At 45.2% G+C, this 20,533-nt stretch carries 18 protein-coding genes; 10 read left to right on the top strand and 8 right to left on the bottom strand.

All coding sequences use genetic code 11. The features are described 5' to 3' along the window. Positions 1 to 103 precede the first annotated feature (103 nt). Positions 104 to 850 (bottom strand): flagellar brake protein, encoded by a 747-nt coding sequence (locus AB4249_RS00705; RefSeq protein WP_017067648.1) that lies wholly within the window; start codon positions 848 to 850, stop codon positions 104 to 106. Positions 851 to 1,122: 272 nt separating this feature from the next. Here AB4249_RS00705 and AB4249_RS00700 point away from each other — a divergent pair, with 272 nt between their 5' ends. The 3 genes from AB4249_RS00700 to AB4249_RS00690 are packed head-to-tail and all read left to right on the top strand — an operon-like array spanning position 1,123 to position 3,738. Beyond that, positions 1,123 to 1,407 (top strand): GNAT family N-acetyltransferase, encoded by a 285-nt coding sequence (locus AB4249_RS00700; protein WP_265119679.1) that lies wholly within the window; start codon positions 1,123 to 1,125, stop codon positions 1,405 to 1,407. Between the two features lie 11 nt (positions 1,408 to 1,418). Further along, positions 1,419 to 2,567: a phosphotransferase gene (locus tag AB4249_RS00695; protein ID WP_372102156.1), complete on the top strand. Its 1,149-nt coding sequence runs from the start codon at positions 1,419 to 1,421 to the stop codon at positions 2,565 to 2,567. Next, positions 2,557 to 3,738, top strand: coding sequence for an MFS transporter (locus tag AB4249_RS00690; protein ID WP_050620146.1), 1,182 nt, complete (start codon positions 2,557 to 2,559; stop codon positions 3,736 to 3,738). The genes AB4249_RS00695 and AB4249_RS00690 overlap by 11 nt, the downstream gene beginning before the upstream one ends. Positions 3,739 to 3,846: 108 nt before the next feature. On the opposite strand, the gene AB4249_RS00685 is transcribed toward AB4249_RS00690, so the two are convergent. From AB4249_RS00685 to AB4249_RS00665, 5 genes are all read right to left on the bottom strand, one after another. Beyond that, complete coding sequence (locus tag AB4249_RS00685) at positions 3,847 to 4,761, bottom strand: DMT family transporter (protein WP_017061581.1); 915 nt, start codon at positions 4,759 to 4,761, stop codon at positions 3,847 to 3,849. Positions 4,762 to 5,128: 367 nt separating this feature from the next. After that, positions 5,129 to 5,782 (bottom strand): hypothetical protein, encoded by a 654-nt coding sequence (locus AB4249_RS00680; RefSeq protein ID WP_372056015.1) that lies wholly within the window; start codon positions 5,780 to 5,782, stop codon positions 5,129 to 5,131. Between the two features lie 73 nt (positions 5,783 to 5,855). Beyond that, a complete protein-coding gene (locus AB4249_RS00675; protein ID WP_372102155.1) occupies positions 5,856 to 7,538 on the bottom strand; it encodes a hypothetical protein in 1,683 nt (560 codons plus the stop codon). A 171-nt stretch (positions 7,539 to 7,709) separates the two neighbouring features. After that, a complete protein-coding gene (locus AB4249_RS00670; protein ID WP_372102154.1) occupies positions 7,710 to 8,633 on the bottom strand; it encodes a LysR family transcriptional regulator in 924 nt (307 codons plus the stop codon). A gap of 143 nt (positions 8,634 to 8,776) precedes the next feature. Continuing rightward, complete coding sequence (locus AB4249_RS00665; protein WP_372102153.1) at positions 8,777 to 9,670, bottom strand: DMT family transporter; 894 nt, start codon at positions 9,668 to 9,670, stop codon at positions 8,777 to 8,779. A gap of 123 nt (positions 9,671 to 9,793) precedes the next feature. Between AB4249_RS00665 and AB4249_RS00660 the strand changes: the two genes are divergently transcribed. Beyond that, on the top strand, positions 9,794 to 10,276 hold the full coding sequence (locus AB4249_RS00660) for a MarR family winged helix-turn-helix transcriptional regulator (RefSeq protein WP_010432677.1): 483 nt from the start codon (positions 9,794 to 9,796) through the stop codon (positions 10,274 to 10,276). Between the two features lie 99 nt (positions 10,277 to 10,375). Here the strand turns inward: AB4249_RS00660 and AB4249_RS00655 are convergent, their stop codons facing one another. Together AB4249_RS00655 and aceB are read right to left on the bottom strand one after the other, a co-directional pair. Beyond that, positions 10,376 to 10,816 carry a heme-binding protein gene (locus AB4249_RS00655; protein ID WP_008220964.1) on the bottom strand — a complete coding sequence of 147 codons (441 nt, stop codon included), beginning with the start codon at positions 10,814 to 10,816 and terminating at the stop codon, positions 10,376 to 10,378. Positions 10,817 to 10,920: 104 nt separating this feature from the next. Then, positions 10,921 to 12,546 (bottom strand): malate synthase A, encoded by a 1,626-nt coding sequence (gene aceB, locus AB4249_RS00650; RefSeq protein ID WP_017067102.1) that lies wholly within the window; start codon positions 12,544 to 12,546, stop codon positions 10,921 to 10,923. A 313-nt stretch (positions 12,547 to 12,859) separates the two neighbouring features. Between aceB and gcl the strand changes: the two genes are divergently transcribed. The 6 genes from gcl to AB4249_RS00620 all read left to right on the top strand — a co-directional run bounded on the left by gcl (position 12,860) and on the right by AB4249_RS00620 (position 20,470). Further along, positions 12,860 to 14,632: a glyoxylate carboligase gene (gcl, locus tag AB4249_RS00645; protein WP_372102152.1), complete on the top strand. Its 1,773-nt coding sequence runs from the start codon at positions 12,860 to 12,862 to the stop codon at positions 14,630 to 14,632. A 117-nt stretch (positions 14,633 to 14,749) separates the two neighbouring features. After that, positions 14,750 to 15,526: a hydroxypyruvate isomerase gene (gene hyi / locus AB4249_RS00640; RefSeq protein WP_372102151.1), complete on the top strand. Its 777-nt coding sequence runs from the start codon at positions 14,750 to 14,752 to the stop codon at positions 15,524 to 15,526. Between the two features lie 37 nt (positions 15,527 to 15,563). Continuing rightward, positions 15,564 to 16,460 carry a 2-hydroxy-3-oxopropionate reductase gene (locus AB4249_RS00635; RefSeq protein ID WP_372102150.1) on the top strand — a complete coding sequence of 299 codons (897 nt, stop codon included), beginning with the start codon at positions 15,564 to 15,566 and terminating at the stop codon, positions 16,458 to 16,460. A gap of 187 nt (positions 16,461 to 16,647) precedes the next feature. Beyond that, complete coding sequence (locus tag AB4249_RS00630) at positions 16,648 to 17,958, top strand: glycerate kinase (RefSeq protein ID WP_102452583.1); 1,311 nt, start codon at positions 16,648 to 16,650, stop codon at positions 17,956 to 17,958. A gap of 163 nt (positions 17,959 to 18,121) precedes the next feature. Further along, entirely contained in the window at positions 18,122 to 18,730 is a 609-nt protein-coding gene (locus AB4249_RS00625; RefSeq protein ID WP_372102149.1) for a TetR/AcrR family transcriptional regulator, read from the top strand. Between the two features lie 303 nt (positions 18,731 to 19,033). Further along, positions 19,034 to 20,470 carry an amidohydrolase gene (locus AB4249_RS00620; protein ID WP_372102148.1) on the top strand — a complete coding sequence of 479 codons (1,437 nt, stop codon included), beginning with the start codon at positions 19,034 to 19,036 and terminating at the stop codon, positions 20,468 to 20,470. Positions 20,471 to 20,533: the final 63 nt, after the last annotated feature.

Below are 20,533 nucleotides of genomic sequence, written 5' to 3'. Positions count from 1 at the left end.
AGCCGCGATGAACCTTTTTTGTTGGTTACGATTTGGTTTACCTGTGAGCTATTTGTATTTGGTCAGCTTGCTGTATTCGGTGAAAGTCGCGTGTTAAAAGGCGTTACCCATTTCGTAAGCAAAGCTTGGTGCCATCGAACTTCAGTTTTGCCAACAAGTGTTTGGCGTTAGCTCGGCCAATATCATCAAATTCGACACCGTATCGAGCGTAGTGTGTCGATTTCTGTAGATTGCAGACGATGCCTCGCAATGGCGGAATCAGTGGGCCGTTGTAGTTCTCAGGGGTTATCTCAATAGACACGCGATCGGCAATCTGAATCGCACGAGAGGTTGGTGAGGTAACGAAACGACAACCACTTTTCGATAAGTCTCTTATCTCACAGTTTGCTCGCTGGTCGTTGAAGATGATTCTTGAAGCCAGATTCACTTCATAGCGTGTTTCTTTACGCAGCTGAGTCACTTGCATCGTGCTTGGTGTTGAAAGTACAAGAATAGGGAAGGGTTCACCAATCTTATGGTGAATTTGGCTTCTAAAGTGGATAAGCGCGCCTTCACCTCGTAGAGAATACGCACGAGCGGTCATCCAAAAACCTTCTTGAAAGAAAAAGTTCAGATCTTCATTGGATACCTCGGGAACCTCAACCACAATACAGTTATCACTGTGCGTTCCGATAAACCTGGTGGTGGCGAGAAACTTCGTGCCAACGGGAGTCGAGACATTTAATGTCAGCTCACTGCCGTGCTCAATCATGGCCAGTGCATCAGTGCTATTGATAGTGGAAACGGTGCGATTACGAGGGTCTTGAAGTGCCTGATTATGCTCCAAAGGCTTCTTCAGGGGTGCGTTCATTATATGTTCTCCATGCGCCAACATGCGTCTGTTAGATATTGATAACTTGCTAACAAGGGGTTGTTACGTGCTAGATTTAGTGGACGTACTCACATAGATTTATAGAGTGCCTTTTATCATTGCTGATTTTATATTAAGCCGATTGCACTGAATTATTTGCTGTGTTTGTAAGTACTTAGTTTTATTTATATGCACTTGCGCTAGTCTATTACAAGGAACTCATACTTCAAACTTTTATTGTTTGTCGTATCAATTATTTGCAGGAGTTGAGAATGCAGGCAGTAAAATGGGATCAAGAAGTGAACCAGATCACGGTAGAGTTAGAACCCAACCAGTTCGCGGTCGTTAAGTATCAAAAGGACGGAGATGTACTACATATCACGTCGACACGCATTCCTGATGAACTGCAAGGCAAGGGCTTTGGGAAGGTGATGATGGAGTCGGTATTGCCTGAAATTGAACAAGCGGGCTTCAAAATTGTGCCGGTTTGTAGCTATGTGGCTCACTACATGAATAGGCAGCCACAGTGGTCACACCTTCTATCCGATAAAGCATAACAACGAGTAATATGTCTCAATCAATATCGTCGAATAATCGAGCTCAACCTGAAGCGGGTTCAAGTCAAAATCAGCCAGAGCTTTATCAACAAGAGTTTTATCAAAATGAGCTTTATCAAAAAATAGCGACCTCGCTGGGTTGTCATGAAGGGTTTGATGTCCAAGTGATTCAACGCCTATGGGGTGGATATGGCGAGTTAGTTCGCTTAGTCTTTTCTCAAGAAAGCAGTGCGGAACTCAAGAGTGTGATTGTTAAACATGTCGCGTTGCCAGATAAAGCTGAACACCCAAAGGGTTGGAATACCAAACTCTCTCACCAACGAAAGGTACACTCTTACCAAGTGGAAACAGCTTGGTATCAGTCATTCACCCAACAATGGGACGAGCGCTGCCCTGTACCTGTTGGGCTGCAATGTGAACTAGAAGAGAATGAGTGGCTGATAGTGATGCAAGACTTAGCGGATATTGGCTTCCCGTTGATCTCTCAGTTTGATGTGCTTGCTGCTTCTGACTATCAGGCATCTAGTTACACAAGAGAAGAGCAAAAACAACGTAATGCTTGCCTTAAATGGCTTGCTAACTTTCACGCAAAGCACATCAATATCAATCAAGAGCAGTTGTCATCATTGTGGCAAGTCGGTACTTATTGGCATCTAGATACACGCCCTGATGAACTCAATGCCTTGGCTGATTTACCATTGAAGAACCAAGCCAAGCACATCGACCGTTTATTAAAAGAATGTCCATATCAAACCTTAGTCCATGGCGATGCCAAGCTCGCCAATTTTTGTTTTGATTCTGAAAGCGAGCGCGCGGCTGCGGTCGATTTCCAATATGTGGGCCATGGTTGTGCGATGAAAGATGTCGCCTTGTTCATGAGTAGTGCGGTGAGGCCGCAAGACTGCGCTGAACTTGAGCCACAGGTACTGGATATTTACTTCCGACACTTGAAAGAGGCATTGGCGTACTATCAGCCACAGCTTTCGTTCTATGAAGTCGAATCCGCTTGGCGACCAATGTTCTATGTCGCATGGGCCGACTTCCAACGTTTCGTAAAAGGCTGGAGCCCAGAGCATTGGAAGATTAACCCGTATACTGAGCAGTTGACCTTACGAGTGCTTACTCAATTAGACGAACAGGAGTCCGTCAATGTTCGATAGAACTGCGAGCTGGAAAACGCCGCAAAACTTTTTATTACTGATTTCGATTGTTGTCCCTATCGCGTTTTCGAGCTGGATGGCACTGCTTAATAACTTCGTGATTGAAAAAGCGAACTTTGATGGTGCGGATATTGGTTTACTGCAAAGTGTTCGTGAAATACCTGGTTTCTTAGCGTTTACCGTAGTGTTTGTGCTGGCCTTCATACGTGAACAACGCTTTATGTTGATATCGCTAGCGATGCTCACTGTAGGCACCGCGATTACGGGTCTGTTCCCTTCACTCACTGGTCTGTTGCTGACTACCATTTTAATGTCGACGGGCTTTCACTATTTTGAAACGCTGAAGCAGTCTTTGTCACTACAATGGTTGAGTAAAGAAGAAGCACCAGAGATGTTAGGTAAGATGATCTCAGTCGGCGCACTGGCATCCTTAATCACTTACGGATCTATCTGGGTGATGCTAGAACAGCTGAAGCTCGACTTTGCTTGGGTGTACGGTATTACTGGCGGTATTGGTTTTATTCTGGTTTTGGTGATGACCTTTGGCTTCCCTGAGTTTCAAACCAAAACGCCACAGAATAAGAAGTTGGTGCTGCGAAAGCGTTACTGGCTCTACTACGCGCTAACGTTTATGAGCGGTGCGAGAAGACAAATCTTCACTGTGTTTGCAGGCTTCTTGATGGTAGAGAAGTTTGGTTACTCGGCTGCTGACGTCACATTGTTGTTCTTGGTTAATTACCTATTTAACTTCTTGTTTGCGAAGCGCATTGGTCGATTTATCGGTGTGGTTGGCGAGCGTAAAGCGTTGATCTTCGAGTATGTTGGCTTGATTGGTGTGTTTGTCGGTTATGGTTTGGTGCAAAGCGCGGAATGGGCGGCGGCACTTTACGTGATCGATCACCTGTTCTTTGCATTGGCGCTGGCGATCAAAACTTACTTCCAGAAAATCGCAGACCCGGCAGACATGGCATCAACTGCTGGTGTCTCTTTCACCATCAACCATATTGCCGCGGTTGTTATTCCAGTGGTGTTTGGTGTGATTTGGTTGTCGTCCCCTGCAACGGTTTTCTACATCGGTGCTGCGATGGCGGCGGTTTCTTTGGCGTTGTCTTTAAACATTCCTAAGACACCTGAAGAAGGCAATGAAGTGCGAATGTTTAGCTGGCGCTAATGTTGGTCTCGATATTATGAAATAAGCAAAAAGCTCCAATAGTGATATTGGAGCTTTTTGTTTATGTGGGATATGTATATCTAATCCGCAAAATAGGTTTCACGCGGATCAGTTTCTTACGGTTTTTAATTCGGTACGCAGCTTGAAGATTCCCTTTGGTGCTTTGGTTAGCAGGATGCCGCAAAGTAGAGGAATCATCATTACAAGTGACTGTTCAGATAGAACCTCACCATTGATGTAACAAGAGATCAGTAGTGCAACCACAGGGAAAATTAGGAAGCAGATAGATGCTTGGAAAGGTGTCGAAACCTGACCTAATTTAAAGTAAGCAACAATGCCGCCAACACTCGCCACAAAGCCTAGGTAAACCACAGCAGAGATTGAATCCCAAGTGAAAGATTCAATATTCACGTTTTCACCTATAGCTGAAACAGCGAACAAGAATAGAGCTGCAATTAGGCTCGGTACGGCGTTGTAGGTTAGTACTTCAATGCCTTTGCAGTGCTTTTGAACCAGCACATACATCACTGCGTGAATCGCAACAGCAAGGCCTAAGCAAACCGTGCCAATTAGGTAGTCATCGCCACCCATCTGCATTTCATTACCAAGGATTAGACATAGGCTCACAACAGCAGCGATCAACCCGAATATCTGGTGCTTCGCTAGTCGTAGACCTAAGAATAAGCCAGACATCAACATCACAGCCACAGGCATGTTGGCGAAGATGATCGACGCTAAACCTGAAGAGATGTATTGCTCGCCATAGATCATCAACGTAAACGGAATCGCGAAATACATCAGCGCAACAATAAGCAGCCATTGGCGCTTACCTTTAGGGAACAGCAGTGGTTGGTTGAAGACTTTCGCTAATACCGCAAGCAGAGGTGCTGCAAGTAAAAAGCGTAACGCAGTAGCAAAAATAGGTGGGATAGAATGCAATGCTACTTCCATAGCGAACCAAGTGGTTCCCCAAATTAAGCAAACAGAGACAAAAAGCAAGATAGTTAGCGACTTCGAATTCATGGTGACTACTCATTAATAATTATTTTAAATCATAAGCTTGTGGCGCCTTAACGACGTGGCACAGTATAAGTAGGTCGTCGGAGAAAGTTTTTGTCTTTTTATCTCTAATTGAAATGAAATATAGAAATTAAATCTCTAATGTAATCTTTTTTAATAATTTATTTTCACAAAGGCAGGGTGAGTTAAAGTTATTGTTCTTTTTGAGGGGTTGGTGGGAGATAGAAGGTTGAAATTGAGGCCGAAGTGAGAACATTATTTAAGGTGATTGTTTTATTCTTGATTGGTACTAAAGACTTAGTACGAGGCAAAAAGCCCCTTTATTTAATCAGACTATAAAGGGGTGAGAGCTACCACACGAAACGGTAAACTAAAAACGAAGGTTGAAGCCTAGCTCAACGATGCCATCAGAACGGGTACGGTCACTTGGACTAACGCGCTTTTGACCGAATGTATATTTCACATACGGTTCCACCCATTTGGGTTTCAGCGTAAAAGTGACGTCTTGGCTGTTGTAATAACCTTTTGACCCCGTTAATTGGCGGTCATGACTGAATGAATAAGCAAAGTTCATAAACTGTGTGGGAGAGTAACTGGTCCCAATGGTACTTTTCCATTCTCGGCTCGCATCACTTAAATCGAATAAAGGGAATTTTCGCCATTCATGGGATGTGTTACCAAATACCATTATGTTGTTGGTTAGAGCTGTTCCGCTGAATAAGCCAATATCATAAATATCAAAAAAATCGGCACGACCATAGCTGATGAAAGCTTCTGTGTAGTAATCACCTAGCATTACGCCATAGCCTGTACCTAGTTCTAAATATCCTTCAGAATCTATTTCTGCACTGATGTTCACTTCTTCAGTTGCTTGAATTACGCCGGATACTGTACCTATCCAGTTGTCTCCAGCTTTAGCTGTTTGAAAACTTAAACTCGGCTCGTGGTAGCTTAATGTTTGTAATTGATGGTCGTTTGCATATATGGCGAAGGGCATCAATAAAGTGATCAATAGTCGTTTCATCGTGTTCTCAACTCTCAAATAAAAAGGAGCCGCTAATAAGCGGCTCCTTTGCTTTTATATTTATTATTTTTTATTAGCTGCGGTTAGCGCGGTCTTTTACTGCTTGTTTAATTTGCTGACGTTGCTCTTGAGAAAGAGATTGAATCTTACCTTTTAACTCTTGCTTCTGGATATCTGAAAGGCCTCTTACTTTATCCTGTGCCGTGTTTTTAATATCATCAATACTTTGTTTCTTGCCGGTCAACAGGTAGTAACCTAGAGAGTATGGAGCTTTCCCTAATTCATCGACTTCAATAGCAATGATGTGTAGCATCTTAGCTGTATTTTCTGGTGACTGCTTAGCCCAAGCTAACGTAGAGTCTTTTTGAGTTTGCCATAGAGCCCTGCGAGCGTCGTCATTAATAACGTCACCACTTTGGTTTACTAAGAACACAGTAACAAGAGCTTTTTGCTCATCAATGGATAGTAATTCAGCTGCTTGTTTATAAGCGTCCATAGTTGCTTTTGAAACTGTTTTTGTTCCTTCTGGCCCAACAATTACACCACCAGTTACGCCATTATCTTTGATCTCGACTTCAGTACCATCTAGAAGAGTGACAGTAAGAGTATTGCCATCGAGGTCATAACCAATAGTTGGTAATTCGTTAGACGCTTCACCTTCAATAGGGTTTATTGGAGCTGGACGTTCAATTGGGTTCTCAATATTTGGTTTGCCAGTTATTGCAGCGAAAAGGCGTCCATCGTCATTACGGAACGTAATTTCTGCGCCATTTTCTAAGCTTACAACAAAACCGAGCTCTTGCATTTCAGCGTGAGCGATAACTTCGCCATCCATATTAGTGATTGTTCCATCAGCATTGAGCACAGCTCCGCTATCTGAACTTGGGTGGTATAAAACACCATCTTTTAAAATCAGTGTCTCACCGTTGTCTAGAGTAATGATAGTTGTGCCTAAAACGTCATCTATATCACCGTAAGTAGGCGCGGAATCAGGGCCTTCGTGTTCATGACCGTGGCCAAAAACAGTAGCGATTAAACGGCCGTCTTCATGGCGAATAATAATTTCTTCACCGCGAGGAGTATTGAATGTTAAATGTGTAATTTGACCATCAGTACGATGAGTTTCTACCGTGATCCCAGTGCTTTCACCAGACATCGTTAGCACTTCACCATCTACGATTTTGTGAGTTGGTTTAGCATCTGAACCGTTGATGTTAAGGTAATAAGCATCCTCTCCTTGGATGACCCACATGTAGTTACCGTTGTCACCTTCGATAAGCGCTACAGGCATTCCAAGGTCGTCTACAATCATGTAATTAGCAAAGAATTCATTGCCAGCAGAAGGTCCCCATTCGTCATCACCAAATTCTGGGTCTAACACTGAACCTTCGATGATCAATCGGCCATTTTCAACAGCTAATGTATATGATTTATCGTTGATATAAACGGTCGCAACACTATTGTCTGTAACCACTGTGCCAACGATATCGCCATTCGCGTCGACAACAACATCACCTTGGATAGTGAATACTTCACCATTTACAGCTACTACAGCGTTACCTTCACCATCTCCAATCACTACAGCATTGTTACCTTCATCGCCGATGATATATGCTGTTCGTAGTTCTTCGTTGTAAATAACATCAGCAACGCCAACCTGTGGTTCAGGACTTGTACCGTTATCGCTGCTACCAGAAGAAGAACAGCCAGCAAGGAATGTCGCTGCGATAGCAGTGCTTAGTAGTTTTAGTTTCATGGTTTACTCTCAAATAATTGTATAGGAACAAGGTTTGCTTCTTGCAGTGTTATGTGGCGTTCCTAGCCGATGAGAGAAGTATATGGACTGAATAAAAAAGCCTCTAATTCCTTAAAAGAATAGAGGCCTTAACGATTAGTTATTAATGAAACAGAGTAAAGAGGGTGATAGCTACTGGTTATTATTGAGAAGGTTATCCAATATCTTCTTAAGCCATAGAGTTGTAGGACTGTTACGATGTTTGTGGTGAAAGTATGCACACACGATAGGGTTGATATCCTTGTTGTCAAATAAGATGTCGATGGCCCGTAAGGAGGTTTTCTTCTCTATGCCTAAAAATTTCGAGGCAGGGAACATCATGTCGGAGTTTTGTACTACATCAATAACCGCTGATGGCAGCTCTGAACGGAAGCCTATTCTTGCTTCTAGTCCTTTGATTTTCATTATTTTTTCTGCAAGTGTTTGATGAGAGTTCCAATCTATCGCAATAACTGTAGCTAGCTCAAACTTAACGCCATCTTTGATTTCAATAAAATCTTTCTGATAAGGATGGCCTTCTCTCAAGTAACCTTTAAAACTGTCTTGGGCTATCGGTTGTTGTAAGAGCTCCTTGGGGGCGTGGTTAATTTCATAATTGAAACCAATCAGCACCTCATCATTAATGATGTCAGCCATCGTTGTTTTAGACCAGCTTAATAGCTGAACTTGAACATGCGGAGCTTGAGAGCGAATTGCTTTGAATAACTTACTTGATAGTGAGCTAAGGAGGAAAGGAGATAACGCTAACTTGAGGGGCCCGCGTAGTTCACTAGGGTTGAATTCATTACTATTATTGAGTGCTGAAGAAAGATCATCCAAGATTGGTGAAATGCTTTCCGCTAACATTGTCGCGTGATCAGTCGCGCGCAAGCCATGGTGTGTTTTTACAAACAGTTCATCGTCAAAATGGTCACGCAGCCTTTGTAGGGCTTTACTGACCGCTGGTTGAGATACAAAGAGACGTTCAGCTGCTTTTCGCATGTTTCGTTCTTGATGCAAGATGATAAAAGTGCGAAGAAGATTTAAGTCTAAGTTGGAGAAGAGATCTTTTGCCATATCGAACGCCTGAATTGATGATTGAATTCATAATAAGGTGTGCGTCGTTAGAGAACAAATAGATATATTATATAGATGTGAAGTCGGTAAAATAAAACCCGCACTTGGCGGGTTTTTGTGTAGGTCGTTACTATATGTAAATTCTATTGCGTAACAGGCTTAACTTGTTTGGTTTGTCTTACTGCAAGGATAAGCTGCGGCATCAATGACATCACGATCATGCCAGTCATTAGTGAATATTGGACTGGAGTAAATGATTCACCCATTAACACCATACCGGTCAAGATGCCCGCAACTGGGTTTGCAATACCGCCGAAGGTGAAATCAACCACCGACATACGTTGTAGCAACCACACATACATGCCGTAACCCAGCGCTGTGTTCAGTCCAATCACCCACAATAGACCCATAGCGTTGCGAGTATCGAAATGAGTGACAGCATTAATATAAGGCTGTGGGTCGATGAAGGCATGAACGCCAGAAGCGATAGACAAAATCGTACCACCCAAAATCAGTTGCCACGTTAATACCTTCCACCAATGCATGCGATTACCCAGTGATTTGGTAATGCTGCTGCCGATGACGATACACATGATTGCCGCGAACATGGCACCTAAACCGATCGGGTTTAATGCGATCTGACTTGGATTAAACAATATCCACGCTAAGGTGATCAAGCCAATACCAGACAGTGCTTGAATCAAATGTGGGCGTTGCTTTTTCACTACCCAGTGGAAGATCATCGCGAACACCGGCACGGAGATCATGCCCACTCCAGAGATTGCCGAAGGTAGCGTTAACGCCATTACGAAGATCAAGCCAAAGAAGGTCGCAATATTGATAAGGCCCAATGTGAAAATGATCTGCCACTCACCTTTTTTAGGCAGTGTTGGTTTTACCGCTAGCAATAACAAACCAGCAGGTAACGCACGCAAAGCACCCAATAATAATGGTGGCCACTCCTGTAGCGTAAATTGCGTCACTGCATAGGTTGTTCCCCAAAAGAATGCGGGGATCATTGCTAATAATATGTTCATCTGAAATATCTTTACGTTAAGATAACTATTGTGTGAACTGTATACTGAGAACTAGTGGTTGTAAAGTATCTTTATGTTAAACTAGTTTGAAGTAATCAGACTAATAACGGAGCGAGATTGCAAATGGATGCTATCGACCGCGTAGTAGAGCAATGGGCAAAGGAAAAGCCTGAGCTAGAAACTGAGCCTATGGCAATGATGGGCCGGATTATGCGTATTGCCAAGTATATGGAGACGCAAGTTGCCGAGCTTCATAAAAAATACGACATGAAGCTGGGTGAGTTTGATGTGCTGGCGACGTTGCGACGTTCTGGGAAGCCTTACCGACTGACGCCATCTGAACTGATTGGATCCATGATGCTGACATCTGGCGCGATGACCAATCGCCTTGATAAGCTAGAAGCGAAAGGGCTGATCAGTCGTGAGCACAGTAAAGAAGACAGACGCAGCGTGAGTGTTCAGTTAACAAAAGATGGTCTTATTCTTATTGACCAAATGATGACTGAGCATGTTGAAACGCAGAAGAAGCTTGTGAAATCTCTGTCTGCGAGCCAGAAGAAAAATACTAACCAGCTGCTGAAAACATGGTTGAGCGCGTACGAGTAGTTTTTCTGATCTTCCTTTAGATTCAATAAAAAACCGAAGCCTAATCGCTTCGGTTTTTTTGTTCCTGTCTAAGAATTTCAAGTACAGAGAGTTAGCGAGTTAAGCTTGCAGCATCTCATCACTGAACAGTTCTGCGCAGCCAATACCATTAATGGCGCAGCTTTCATCAATGTCTGAAATGTCACCGCTCACGCCGATAGCACCCAATACCGTTTTATCCTTGTCTCGAATCAGTAGCCCCCCAGGAACTGGCACCATGTTTCCGTGCGCGAGCACGTTTACGGCGGAGATAAATGCTGGTCGGTTGTCAGCATCTTGGGCGAGTTTTCTAGAGGAACAACCCAGTGCGAGTGCCCCCCACGCTTTAGCGATCGCGATGTCTGGTCGCATCATGCTAGAGCCGTCTTGACGTTGCAGAGAAATCAGCTTGCCACCGCTGTCTAAGACGGCGACCGTCAAAGGTTCTGTGTGGATTTTGTTTCCTGCTTTTAAGGTTCCATCGATGATGGTTAACGCTTGTTGTAGAGTCAAACTTCCCATGTTATCTCCTAGTTTTTCAAGGGGCATACGTACCAAGCTCAGCCAGCCAATCATTACTCTAGTTTGTGAATAATCATTGACTGGTTCAGCTCGGTACAAGAGTCCTAACTGGACTCTTGTAATAGCCCATAGCTGGGTAAAGTTAGGAAGGCGGCGAACTCTTCGGCTGTAGAAAGTTGATAGAAAAGATCAGCTGTCTCTTCAAATCGACCAGCTGAATAGCGCGAGTCTCCGACTTCATGTTTTATCGTGTCTAACTCCTGGTAAAGCCAAGAGTGGAATAGTTGCTTGGTAAAGGTTTGGCCGTCATCAAGCGTGACGCCGTGGTGGATCCATTGCCAAATATTGGCTCTTGAGATCTCTGCGGTGGCGGCATCTTCCATTAGCCCGTAGATAGGCACACAACCGTAGCCTTGAATCCAAGCTTCGATGTAATACAGCGCGATGCGTATATTCTTACGTACTCCTACTTCGTCGCGACTGCCCTCACAAGGCTTTAGCAACGAGTCTGCATTGATCACATGCTCCGGGCTTTGAAAATCCATTTGGTTTACTTTGCCATCTAAGTGCTTATCAAAGATCGACATTGCCAAATCAACCAGTGCAGGGTGCGCGACCCATGTGCCGTCGTGTCCGTTCTGAGATTCTCTTTGCTTATCTTCGATAACCTTGGCGGTTACACGCGCCATTTCTTGCGGATCTTTCGCTGGAATAAAGGCCGACATACCACCCATCGCCAGTGCGCCGCGAGCATGACAAGTACGCACCAACAGTTGGCTATAGGCATTTAGAAACTCTTGATCCATGCCGATCCCGTGGCGGTCAGGCAGGATGCGGTCTTTATGGTTTTTCAGCGTTTTGATGTAGCTGAAGATGTAATCCCAACGGCCACAGTTCATTGCCACGATATGATCACGCATTGCGTACAAGATCTCTTCCATTTGGAATACGGCTGGAAGCGTCTCAATCAAAACCGTCGCACGAATGGTGCCTTTGGGTACGTGGAAATAGTTTTCGGTGAAGCTGAAAATATCGTCCCACCACTGTGCTTCTTCCATGCTCTCAAGCTTGGGAATGTAGTAGTAAACCCCTAAACCTTGTTGTGCTCGTGATTGATAGTTATGGAAAAAGTACAAGGCGAAGTCCATCAAGCAACCGCCGATAGGCTGATTGTTGAATTGGATGGATTGCTCAGGAAGGTGGATCCCTCGTGGGCGTGCGATCAGCAGTGCAGGATCGTCGTTTAATTGGTAACGCTTCTGCTTCTTCTCATCGAAGTAGCTAATGGTGCCAAGGTTGGCGTCTCTTAGGTTGATTTGCCCTTCGACCATATTGGCCCAAGTCGGGGAAGACGCATCTTCAAAACAACACATGAAGACTTTCGCGCCTGAGTTTAGTGCGTTGATCACCATTTTTCTTTCGATAGGGCCGGTGATCTCTACGCGGCGATCCAGTAGCTCTGGTGGCGGTGTTGCTACCTTCCACTCTTTATTCTGACGAATGGAGATGGTGTCCTTTCTGAAATTGGGTAACTCGCCGTTGTCATATTGAGCTTGTTTTATGTCGCGGTCATTTAGCAGGGTATGACGGCGATCTCCAAACTTATTAACAAGGGCTTCTAAGAACTTTAATGCATCTTTAGACAAGATCTCTTTGTACTCGGAGTTGTCCATATTCCCGAGTACCTGCATACACTGTACTTCTTCTCTCTCTTTTACGTCATTCATCATTGTTGTCTCCTTTGAACAATACGATGTAACTTTGTATACAAAATGCTCTTTTTAAGGATATTTATATTGTAGAAATTGTAAACAAGCAAACGGTATTTAACATTTATTTATCATTTGGTCTTTTTGTAATTTATTTTTACGTAAAGATATTTTATGTAAAGCAATGAATTGTAAGCTTTTCAGGATGAGTGCGTACTTAATGTGATGGGTTGATGTAACAAAATTGTTTCATTCTGGGGTTGATAAATAGCGAGGATGGTTCATAGTACACAAAAGTTAGTTTAATTGTATACAATCTGAACTGGAGGTTCGAATGGCAATTATGAAAGCGATTGAAGCAGCGGTAGAGGTGCTTAAACGTGAAGGTGTAGACATCGCATTTGGTGTTCCCGGCGCAGCAATTAACCCTATGTATGCGGCTATGAAAAAGCTCGGAGGAATCGACCACGTCTTAGCTCGTCACGTAGAGGGTGCATCCCATATGGCTGAAGGGTACACGCGTACTAATCAAGGCAATATAGGTGTGTGTATTGGTACTTCTGGTCCTGCGGGAACGGACATGATCACGGGTCTTTATTCTGCGACTGCAGATTCGATTCCAATTCTATGCATCACCGGCCAAGCGCCACGTGCTCGTCTTCACAAAGAAGATTTTCAAGCGGTCGATATTGAATCTATCGCTAAACCAGTGACTAAGTGGGCGACTACGGTGCTGGAACCTGCTCAAGTACCACGCGCATTTCAAAAAGCCTTTCATTTGATGCGTTCTGGACGCCCTGGCCCTGTTTTGATCGACTTGCCTTTAGACGTGCAGTTGGCTGAGATTGAATTTGATATCGATACCTATGAACCGCTAGAGCCTTATAAGCCACAAGCAACACGCGCTCAGGTTGAGAAAGCATTAACCATGATGTCTCAATCGGAAAAACCGCTGATCGTATCGGGTGGTGGCGTGATTAACGCTGGCGCGTCTGAATTGTTGCAACGGTTTGCCGAGATCACTGGTGTTCCTGTTATTCCAACCTTAATGGGTTGGGGATCGATCCCGGATGATCATGAGTTAATGGCGGGTATGGTGGGGCTACAAACTTCTCACCGTTACGGTAACGAAACCATGCTGAACTCTGATTTTGTGTTTGGTGTTGGTAACCGATGGGCAAACCGTCATACCGGCTCTGTCGATGTTTACACTGAAGGCCGAAAGTTTGTTCACGTTGATATTGAACCAACCCAAATCGGCCGCGTGTTCTGCCCAGATTTAGGCATAGTCTCTGATGCCAAGGCAGCGCTAGAGCTAATGGTTGAAGTGGCACAAGAGTGGCGTGACGCTGGCAAACTGCTGAACCGAAATGCATGGGCAAGTGAGTGTCAGGAACGCAAGTCGACCATGCTGCGTAAAACCAATTTCGATGAAGCGCCAATGAAACCGATGCGTGTTTATGAAGAGATGAACAAGGCATTTGGTCGTGACACTTGTTATGTGAGCACCATTGGTTTGTCGCAAATTGCTGCCGCTCAGTTCCTACATGTTTATAAGCCGCGTAATTGGATCAACTGTGGTCAAGCTGGCCCATTGGGTTGGACAACACCAGCCGCATTGGGTGTACGAGCGGCCGATCCAAATCGCGACATTGTCGCTATCTCTGGTGACTATGATTTCCAATTCATGATTGAAGAACTGGCCGTCGGCGCGCAATTCAATCTGCCATACATTCATGTGTTAGTGAACAACTCGTACTTAGGATTGATTCGCCAAGCACAGCGCCAATTTGATATCGACTATTGTGTACAACTGGCGTTTGATAACCAGAATGCGCCAGAGCTTGAAGGCTACGGTGTTGACCATGTTGCCGTTGTTGAAGGCCTAGGCTGTAAGGCAATTCGAGTTCGTGAACCAGAGCAAATTGCCGCTGCGTTTGAACAAGCCAAAGAGTTGATGAATAAGCATAAAGTACCGGTTGTTGTTGAGCTAATTCTTGAGCGAGTAACCAACATTGCGATGGGCGTTGAGATCAATGCTATTAATGAATTTGAGCCACTTGCCGAAAGCCGCGGCGATGCCCCAACGGCGCTGGCGTACAAGTAATCATTAAGTCATGTGTATCCGTAGAGCTGAGGCTTAGATCTACGGAAAAGCCTCCAATAGAGCGAGGCTCTACTACAAATAACCAGATTTTCAAAAATAAAGAATAAGGACAGAGTCATGGCAAAATTTGCAGCAAACTTGTCAATGTTATTCACGGAAGTTGATTTTATGGACCGCTTTGAAGCTGCCGCAGAAGCGAGCTTTCAAGGTGTGGAATACCTTTTCCCTTACGCCTTTGATGCTCAGGCAATCAAAGCAAAGCTCGATGCTAACAACTTAGAGCAAGTGCTATTCAACCTGCCTGCGGGTGATTGGGATGCTGGCGATCGTGGTATCGCGGTCGACCCAGCACGAGTTGAAGAATTTCAAGCGGGTGTACCTAAAGCCATCGCTTACGCAAAAGCGCTCGGTTGTACTCAAGTGAATTGCTTGGCGGGGATTGTTCCGCAAGGTGTGACCCAACAAGACGCGCAATCGGCGTTTGTGATTAACCTGCATTACGCGGCGAACGCGCTAGCAGCAGAAGGCATCAGCTTAGTGATAGAAGCGATCAATACACGCGATATTCCGGGCTTCTTCTTAAACACCACAGAGCAAGCTAAAGCGATCATCAAAGAGGTAGGGAGCGATAACCTTTCTATCCAATACGATATTTATCACATGCAAATTATGGAAGGCGATCTTACGCCGACCATGCAACAAAATATTGGCCAAATCGCACACGTGCAACTGGCGGATAATCCAGGCCGACACGAACCGGGTACTGGCGAAATCAACTACCCATTCGTGCTCAATTATCTTGATGAGCTTGGCTATCAAGGCTGGGTTGGCTGCGAATACAAGCCAAAAACAACAACGACAGAAGGCCTTGGTTGGCTGCACCAGTACCGTTAATTGAGTCTGGTAACCCTCAAACGTTAAGGAGAACAACATGTCTAAAATTGCATTTATCGGAACTGGCATCATGGGTAAACCTATGGCGAGTAACCTTCAAAAAGCAGGTCACGATTTGATTCTGTCGGATCACTTTAATGCAGCACCTGCCGACCTTGTGGCAGCGGGCGCAACGGTCTGTCATTCACCAGCGGAAGCGGCTGAAGCAGCAGATATCGTTATCTTAATGGTGCCGAATACACCACAAGTTGAAGATGTCCTGTTTGGTGACAACGGCGTCGAGCAAGGCCTTACCGCCGGTGGCGCTGCTGGAAAACTGGTTATCGATATGAGTTCAATCTCACCAATCGCAACCAAAGCGATTGCAGCGCGAATCAACGAAGGCGGCGCGTCATACCTTGATGCTCCGGTTTCGGGCGGTGAAGTAGGCGCGATTAATGCAGCGCTGACTATCATGGTGGGCGGTGAGCAAGACGCGTTTGATAAAGCTCGTCCTCTGTTCGAAATCATGGGTAAGAACATCACGCTAGTAGGCGACAACGGTGCGGGTCAAACCTGTAAGGTCGCAAACCAAATCATTGTTGCTCTGAATATCGAAGCCGTGTCTGAGGCGTTAGTCTTTGCTTCGAAAGCAGGCGCTGATCCAGCACGCGTGCGTCAGGCGCTACTAGGTGGCTTTGCTAACTCTAAGATATTGGAAGTGCACGGTGAGCGTATGGTCGAAGGCACATTCGACCCTGGCTTTAGAATCTCACTTCACCAAAAAGACCTCAACTTAGCGCTAACGGGCGCACAAGAGCTAGGGGTTGCACTACCGAATACGGCTAACGCTCAAGAGTTGTTTGGCGAGTGTGCCGAAATGGGCGGTGAAGGTTGGGACCACTCTGCGCTTATCCAAGCGATTGAGAAACGTTCTGACCACTCGATTCGTTAATTAATTAGGGCTGCTATCGATGCGTAGCCCAACAGTTTGTTTATAAATCGCGTAGTTTCGTCTCCTTTTATACGCGTTCCTGATACGAGGCAGAGGTTGAAGTTGTTCCTTTCCAACTTGATCTTAGCAGGCACCCTTTGGCCTTGTATCGGGGTTCTTTTTTTCTCCGTCAACTAAGGAGTGGCTGATGGACATTGATGCTAAGCAGTTTCTGCAAACCCTTTTCTCAAGTGCTGTTAATCAGGCGCTACCTAAAAATCACATCGAACCTTTTCTTCCTAAAGACATTTTTTATCGCTCTGCTAACCAAGCTGGGCGAACTGTCGTTATAGGAGCAGGTAAAGCAGCCGCGTCGATGGCCGCTGAGCTCGAAGCCGTCTGGCAAGTTAAACAACAGCAAGATCTCGCACTGCGTGATCTTGAAGGCTTAGTCGTGACCCGCTACGAACACACCGCCCCTTGCGAACATATCGAAGTGATTGAAGCTGCGCACCCCGTGCCAGATGCGATGGGCTTAGAAGTGAGCCAACGTATGCTGCAATTGGTGAGTGGCTTGAGCGCTGACGACACGGTTATTTGTCTATTGTCGGGTGGCGGCTCTGCACTATTAAGCTTACCCGGTGGTGACATCAGCCTAGCAGAGAAGCAACAAATCAATAAGGCGCTGCTTAAATCAGGCGCCGCCATTGATGAGATGAACTGTGTGCGCAAACATCTATCTTCGATAAAAGGTGGTCGACTCGCCAAAGCTGCGTATCCAGCAAGAGTTGTGTCACTGGCGATTTCGGACGTGCCGGGTGATGACATCAGTGTGATTGCATCGGGCCCAACCGTACCCGACACCACCACGCGTTTTGATGCGATGGCCATTTTAGAACGTTATCAAATAGAAACACCACGCTCGGCATTTGAATGGCTAAATAATCCAGAGTCAGAGACCATTAAGCCAGATGATGCCTGTTGGAAGAACGCGGAGCACCATATTATCGCCACCCCGATGTCGGCATTGGAATCCGCTGCAGCAGAAGCTGAAGGCTTAGGTATTCCGGCTTATGTGTTGAGTGATTGCATAGAGGGAGAAGCGCGAGAAGTGGCGAAGGTTCATGCAGCGCTGGCTAAGCAAGTGGCTAATAACAAGCACCCATTCGAGACGCCTTGCGTGATACTTTCCGGCGGGGAAACCACAGTAACCGTTAAAGGCAATGGTCGCGGTGGGCGTAACTGTGAGTTCTTGTTGAGCTTGTATAACGAGCTTAAGGGACAAGACAACATATTTGCATTAGCTGCCGATACCGACGGGATTGATGGCGTGGAAGACAATGCGGGCGCATGGATCACGCCTCAAACATGGCAACAAGGTTCGAGCCTGTCGCTTAAAGCGCAAGACTATCTCGATGCCAACAACAGCTACGATTTCTTCAAGCAAGTCGATGTGCTTCTTACCACGGGGCCGACGCTGACCAATGTGAATGACTTTCGCGCAATATTGATTCTTTAACTTGAACAGTTCAAAAACACGGTATGGAATGGTCGCTTCTTAACAAATAGAGCGGCCATTTTATTGTTATCAATGCGGTGACCTTGAGTTCTGAGATTATCTTCTGGACTAATGAAGCACGTTGATTACTATGATTTTAGTAACGAGCTGTAAAGGATGCAATATGTCTAGGATCAGACAAAAGAATCAAGATTTAATCATCGAGGTCGCGTGTGAACAATTCGCCACTCATGGTTATGCCGCAACAAAAATGGCTGATATCGCAAAAGCGGCCGACATTCCCAAGCCCAACGTGTTTTATTACTTCAGTTCTAAAGATAAGCTCTATAATGCCGTTTTAGAAACCGTTACTCAGCCATTACTGGAAGCGTCTCGTCCGATTGAAGAGCTCAGCGATCCTGTTGAAGCCTTGTCCCAATATATTCAAACCAAACTGCTCATTTCTCGCGACCATCCACATGCCTCTAAAGTGTTTGCCAATGAAGTGATGTCTGGCGCGAAAGTGCTGCCGAAAGAGATTGGTGACGAGCTGTATAAGCAATCACAGATGATCCTCGATAAGTTCTCAACATGGTCGGCACAAGGTCTAATGGACGATGTTCCTGCACATCATTTAATGTTCACCATCTGGGCGGCAACCCAAACCTACGCCGATTTTGGCTGGCAGATTTGCAGCGTGATGCAGAAAGATCAGCTCGATGATAAAGACTATGAAGATGCCGCTGAATTCATCACGCAGTTGGTGATTAAAGGGTGTGGTGTGAAAAGCTAACGTTATTTGAATGTTTTTTTGGGTCTGCGATTGCAGGCCTTTTTTGTTTGTGCATGTGAGTGAGCATATGTGCAAAGCTACTTTTGTGACCCGTTGTGCAATAACTCATTTATCTTGAATTTGGTTCGATTAGGTATGCCATTTTATTTAAATGACAGGTTATAGTATCGCGAAAATTGGCGGCACATACTCTTCTGAAAAGCGAAAAGCGAAAAGCGAAAAGCGAAAAGCGAAAAGCGAAAAGCTGGAAACTTATAGATGAAGCCGCTAACAATATTACACGCACAACATTAAGGTTTAGCAATGACGCTTAAAAGCTTGGCATGCACCATCAGCGCAGTTCTGCTTGCAGGTTGCGGTTCAACAGTCACGACGCAAACATACAACGCCGACTTGATCATCACCAACGGACAGGTTCTCACCATCAATTCAGAAATGGATGTGATTGAAGATGGTGTTGTGGTAGTGAAAAACGACCAGATTATCGCAGTTGGTAACGAGGATTTGATCACTCAATATCGCGCTGAAAAGGTGATTGATGCTCAAGATGGAATCGTCATGCCAGGCATGGTCAACGCGCACAACCATTTACCTATGATTGCGTTTCGTGGCTTAGGCGAAGAGGGCATCTCGAACCGCTTGTTCGCTTACTTTTTCCCTCTAGAAGCTGAAAAGCTAAGCCGTGAACTGATTTACAACGCAACCAAGCTTGGCTCTATCGAATTGGCACAAAGCGGTGTGACCACTTATGCCGATATGTATTACCACATGGATGAAATGGCAAAAGCGACCAAAGAAGTTGGCTTACGTGCCGTGTTGGGCGAAACCGTGATTAAGTTTCCAGTGGTCGATGCTAAAGAACCTTACGGTGGGATTGAGTATGCCAAAGGCTTTATTGAGCAGTACAAAAACGATGAGCTAATCACGCCTGCGTATGCGCCACACGCGGTGTACACCGTGAGTAAAGATAAGCTGCAAGAAATCAATAAGCTGTCGGCTCAATACGATGTGCCCGTGCTGATTCACGTTGCTGAATTCCCGAATGAAGAAAAGCGCATCAAAGACGAAACCAAAGCGACATCGCCAGTTGAATACATGGATGAAATCGGTGTGCTTGATGAGCGTGTAGTGATTGCTCACGGCATCCACCTTTCAGAAAATGACCAAAAGCTTCTCAAGCAAGCTGACGCGGGTATCTCATACAACCCAATGGCGAACGCCAAAGGGGCGACAGGCATTGCGCCTGCTTGGGAGATGTATCGTGCCGATATGCGCATTGGCTTAGGAACCGACGGCCCGATGAGCTCAAACCAAGTTGATATCATGCGCACCCTAAGCTACGCAGCTAATATGCAGCGCTTAAAGCATTCAGATCGCACGATCATGATTCCTGAACAGGTTATTGAGATGGCAACCTTAGGAGGCGCAAAAGCCCTGCACATGGAAGATAAAATCGGTTCTCTTGAAGTGGGTAAGAAAGCAGACATCGTGATTGTAGAAACACAATCGGCAAACATGATGCCAAGTTACGACCCATATGCGACTTTGGTTTACCAAGCGAACCCAAGCAACATCGACACCACTATCGTTAACGGCCAAATCGTGATGGAAAACCGAGTGGTGCAGACGGTTCAATTGGATGAAATCCGCCAAAGCGTCGATGAGTTTGAAACAGATATCAAAGCGTTTGCCGAAGAGCTTTCTAAGAAGGCGATTAAGTCTAAGAGCTTGATGGATTAAGATGTAAATCGGTTTCTAAAAATCGAACTGAATGAACAAGGCCGACATCACGTCGGCCTTTTT

The sequence above is a fragment of the Vibrio sp. 10N.261.55.F4 genome (genome assembly GCF_041470465.1).
In the GTDB taxonomy this organism is placed as follows: Bacteria; Pseudomonadota; Gammaproteobacteria; order Enterobacterales; family Vibrionaceae; genus Vibrio; species Vibrio crassostreae_C.
This window is presented reverse-complemented; position numbering and strand designations above follow the sequence as displayed.

What these genes read in the sequence shown, in the direction of transcription:
- AB4249_RS00655 (WP_008220964.1), bottom strand. Translation starts at nt 10,816, where the DNA reads ATGGGAAGTTTGACTCTACAACAAGCGTTAACCATCATCGATGGAACC.
- AB4249_RS00675 (WP_372102155.1), bottom strand. Translation starts at nt 7,538, where the DNA reads ATGAAACTAAAACTACTAAGCACTGCTATCGCAGCGACATTCCTTGCT.
- AB4249_RS00705 (WP_017067648.1), bottom strand. Translation starts at nt 850, where the DNA reads ATGAACGCACCCCTGAAGAAGCCTTTGGAGCATAATCAGGCACTTCAA.
- AB4249_RS00630 (WP_102452583.1), top strand. Translation starts at nt 16,648, where the DNA reads ATGGACATTGATGCTAAGCAGTTTCTGCAAACCCTTTTCTCAAGTGCT.
- AB4249_RS00665 (WP_372102153.1), bottom strand. Translation starts at nt 9,670, where the DNA reads ATGAACATATTATTAGCAATGATCCCCGCATTCTTTTGGGGAACAACC.
- AB4249_RS00685 (WP_017061581.1), bottom strand. Translation starts at nt 4,761, where the DNA reads ATGAATTCGAAGTCGCTAACTATCTTGCTTTTTGTCTCTGTTTGCTTA.
- AB4249_RS00660 (WP_010432677.1), top strand. Translation starts at nt 9,794, where the DNA reads ATGGATGCTATCGACCGCGTAGTAGAGCAATGGGCAAAGGAAAAGCCT.
- AB4249_RS00670 (WP_372102154.1), bottom strand. Translation starts at nt 8,633, where the DNA reads ATGGCAAAAGATCTCTTCTCCAACTTAGACTTAAATCTTCTTCGCACT.
- AB4249_RS00700 (WP_265119679.1), top strand. Translation starts at nt 1,123, where the DNA reads ATGCAGGCAGTAAAATGGGATCAAGAAGTGAACCAGATCACGGTAGAG.
- hyi (WP_372102151.1), top strand. Translation starts at nt 14,750, where the DNA reads ATGGCAAAATTTGCAGCAAACTTGTCAATGTTATTCACGGAAGTTGAT.
- AB4249_RS00620 (WP_372102148.1), top strand. Translation starts at nt 19,034, where the DNA reads ATGACGCTTAAAAGCTTGGCATGCACCATCAGCGCAGTTCTGCTTGCA.
- AB4249_RS00695 (WP_372102156.1), top strand. Translation starts at nt 1,419, where the DNA reads ATGTCTCAATCAATATCGTCGAATAATCGAGCTCAACCTGAAGCGGGT.
- AB4249_RS00680 (WP_372056015.1), bottom strand. Translation starts at nt 5,782, where the DNA reads ATGAAACGACTATTGATCACTTTATTGATGCCCTTCGCCATATATGCA.
- AB4249_RS00690 (WP_050620146.1), top strand. Translation starts at nt 2,557, where the DNA reads ATGTTCGATAGAACTGCGAGCTGGAAAACGCCGCAAAACTTTTTATTA.
- AB4249_RS00635 (WP_372102150.1), top strand. Translation starts at nt 15,564, where the DNA reads ATGTCTAAAATTGCATTTATCGGAACTGGCATCATGGGTAAACCTATG.
- gcl (WP_372102152.1), top strand. Translation starts at nt 12,860, where the DNA reads ATGGCAATTATGAAAGCGATTGAAGCAGCGGTAGAGGTGCTTAAACGT.
- aceB (WP_017067102.1), bottom strand. Translation starts at nt 12,546, where the DNA reads ATGATGAATGACGTAAAAGAGAGAGAAGAAGTACAGTGTATGCAGGTA.
- AB4249_RS00625 (WP_372102149.1), top strand. Translation starts at nt 18,122, where the DNA reads ATGTCTAGGATCAGACAAAAGAATCAAGATTTAATCATCGAGGTCGCG.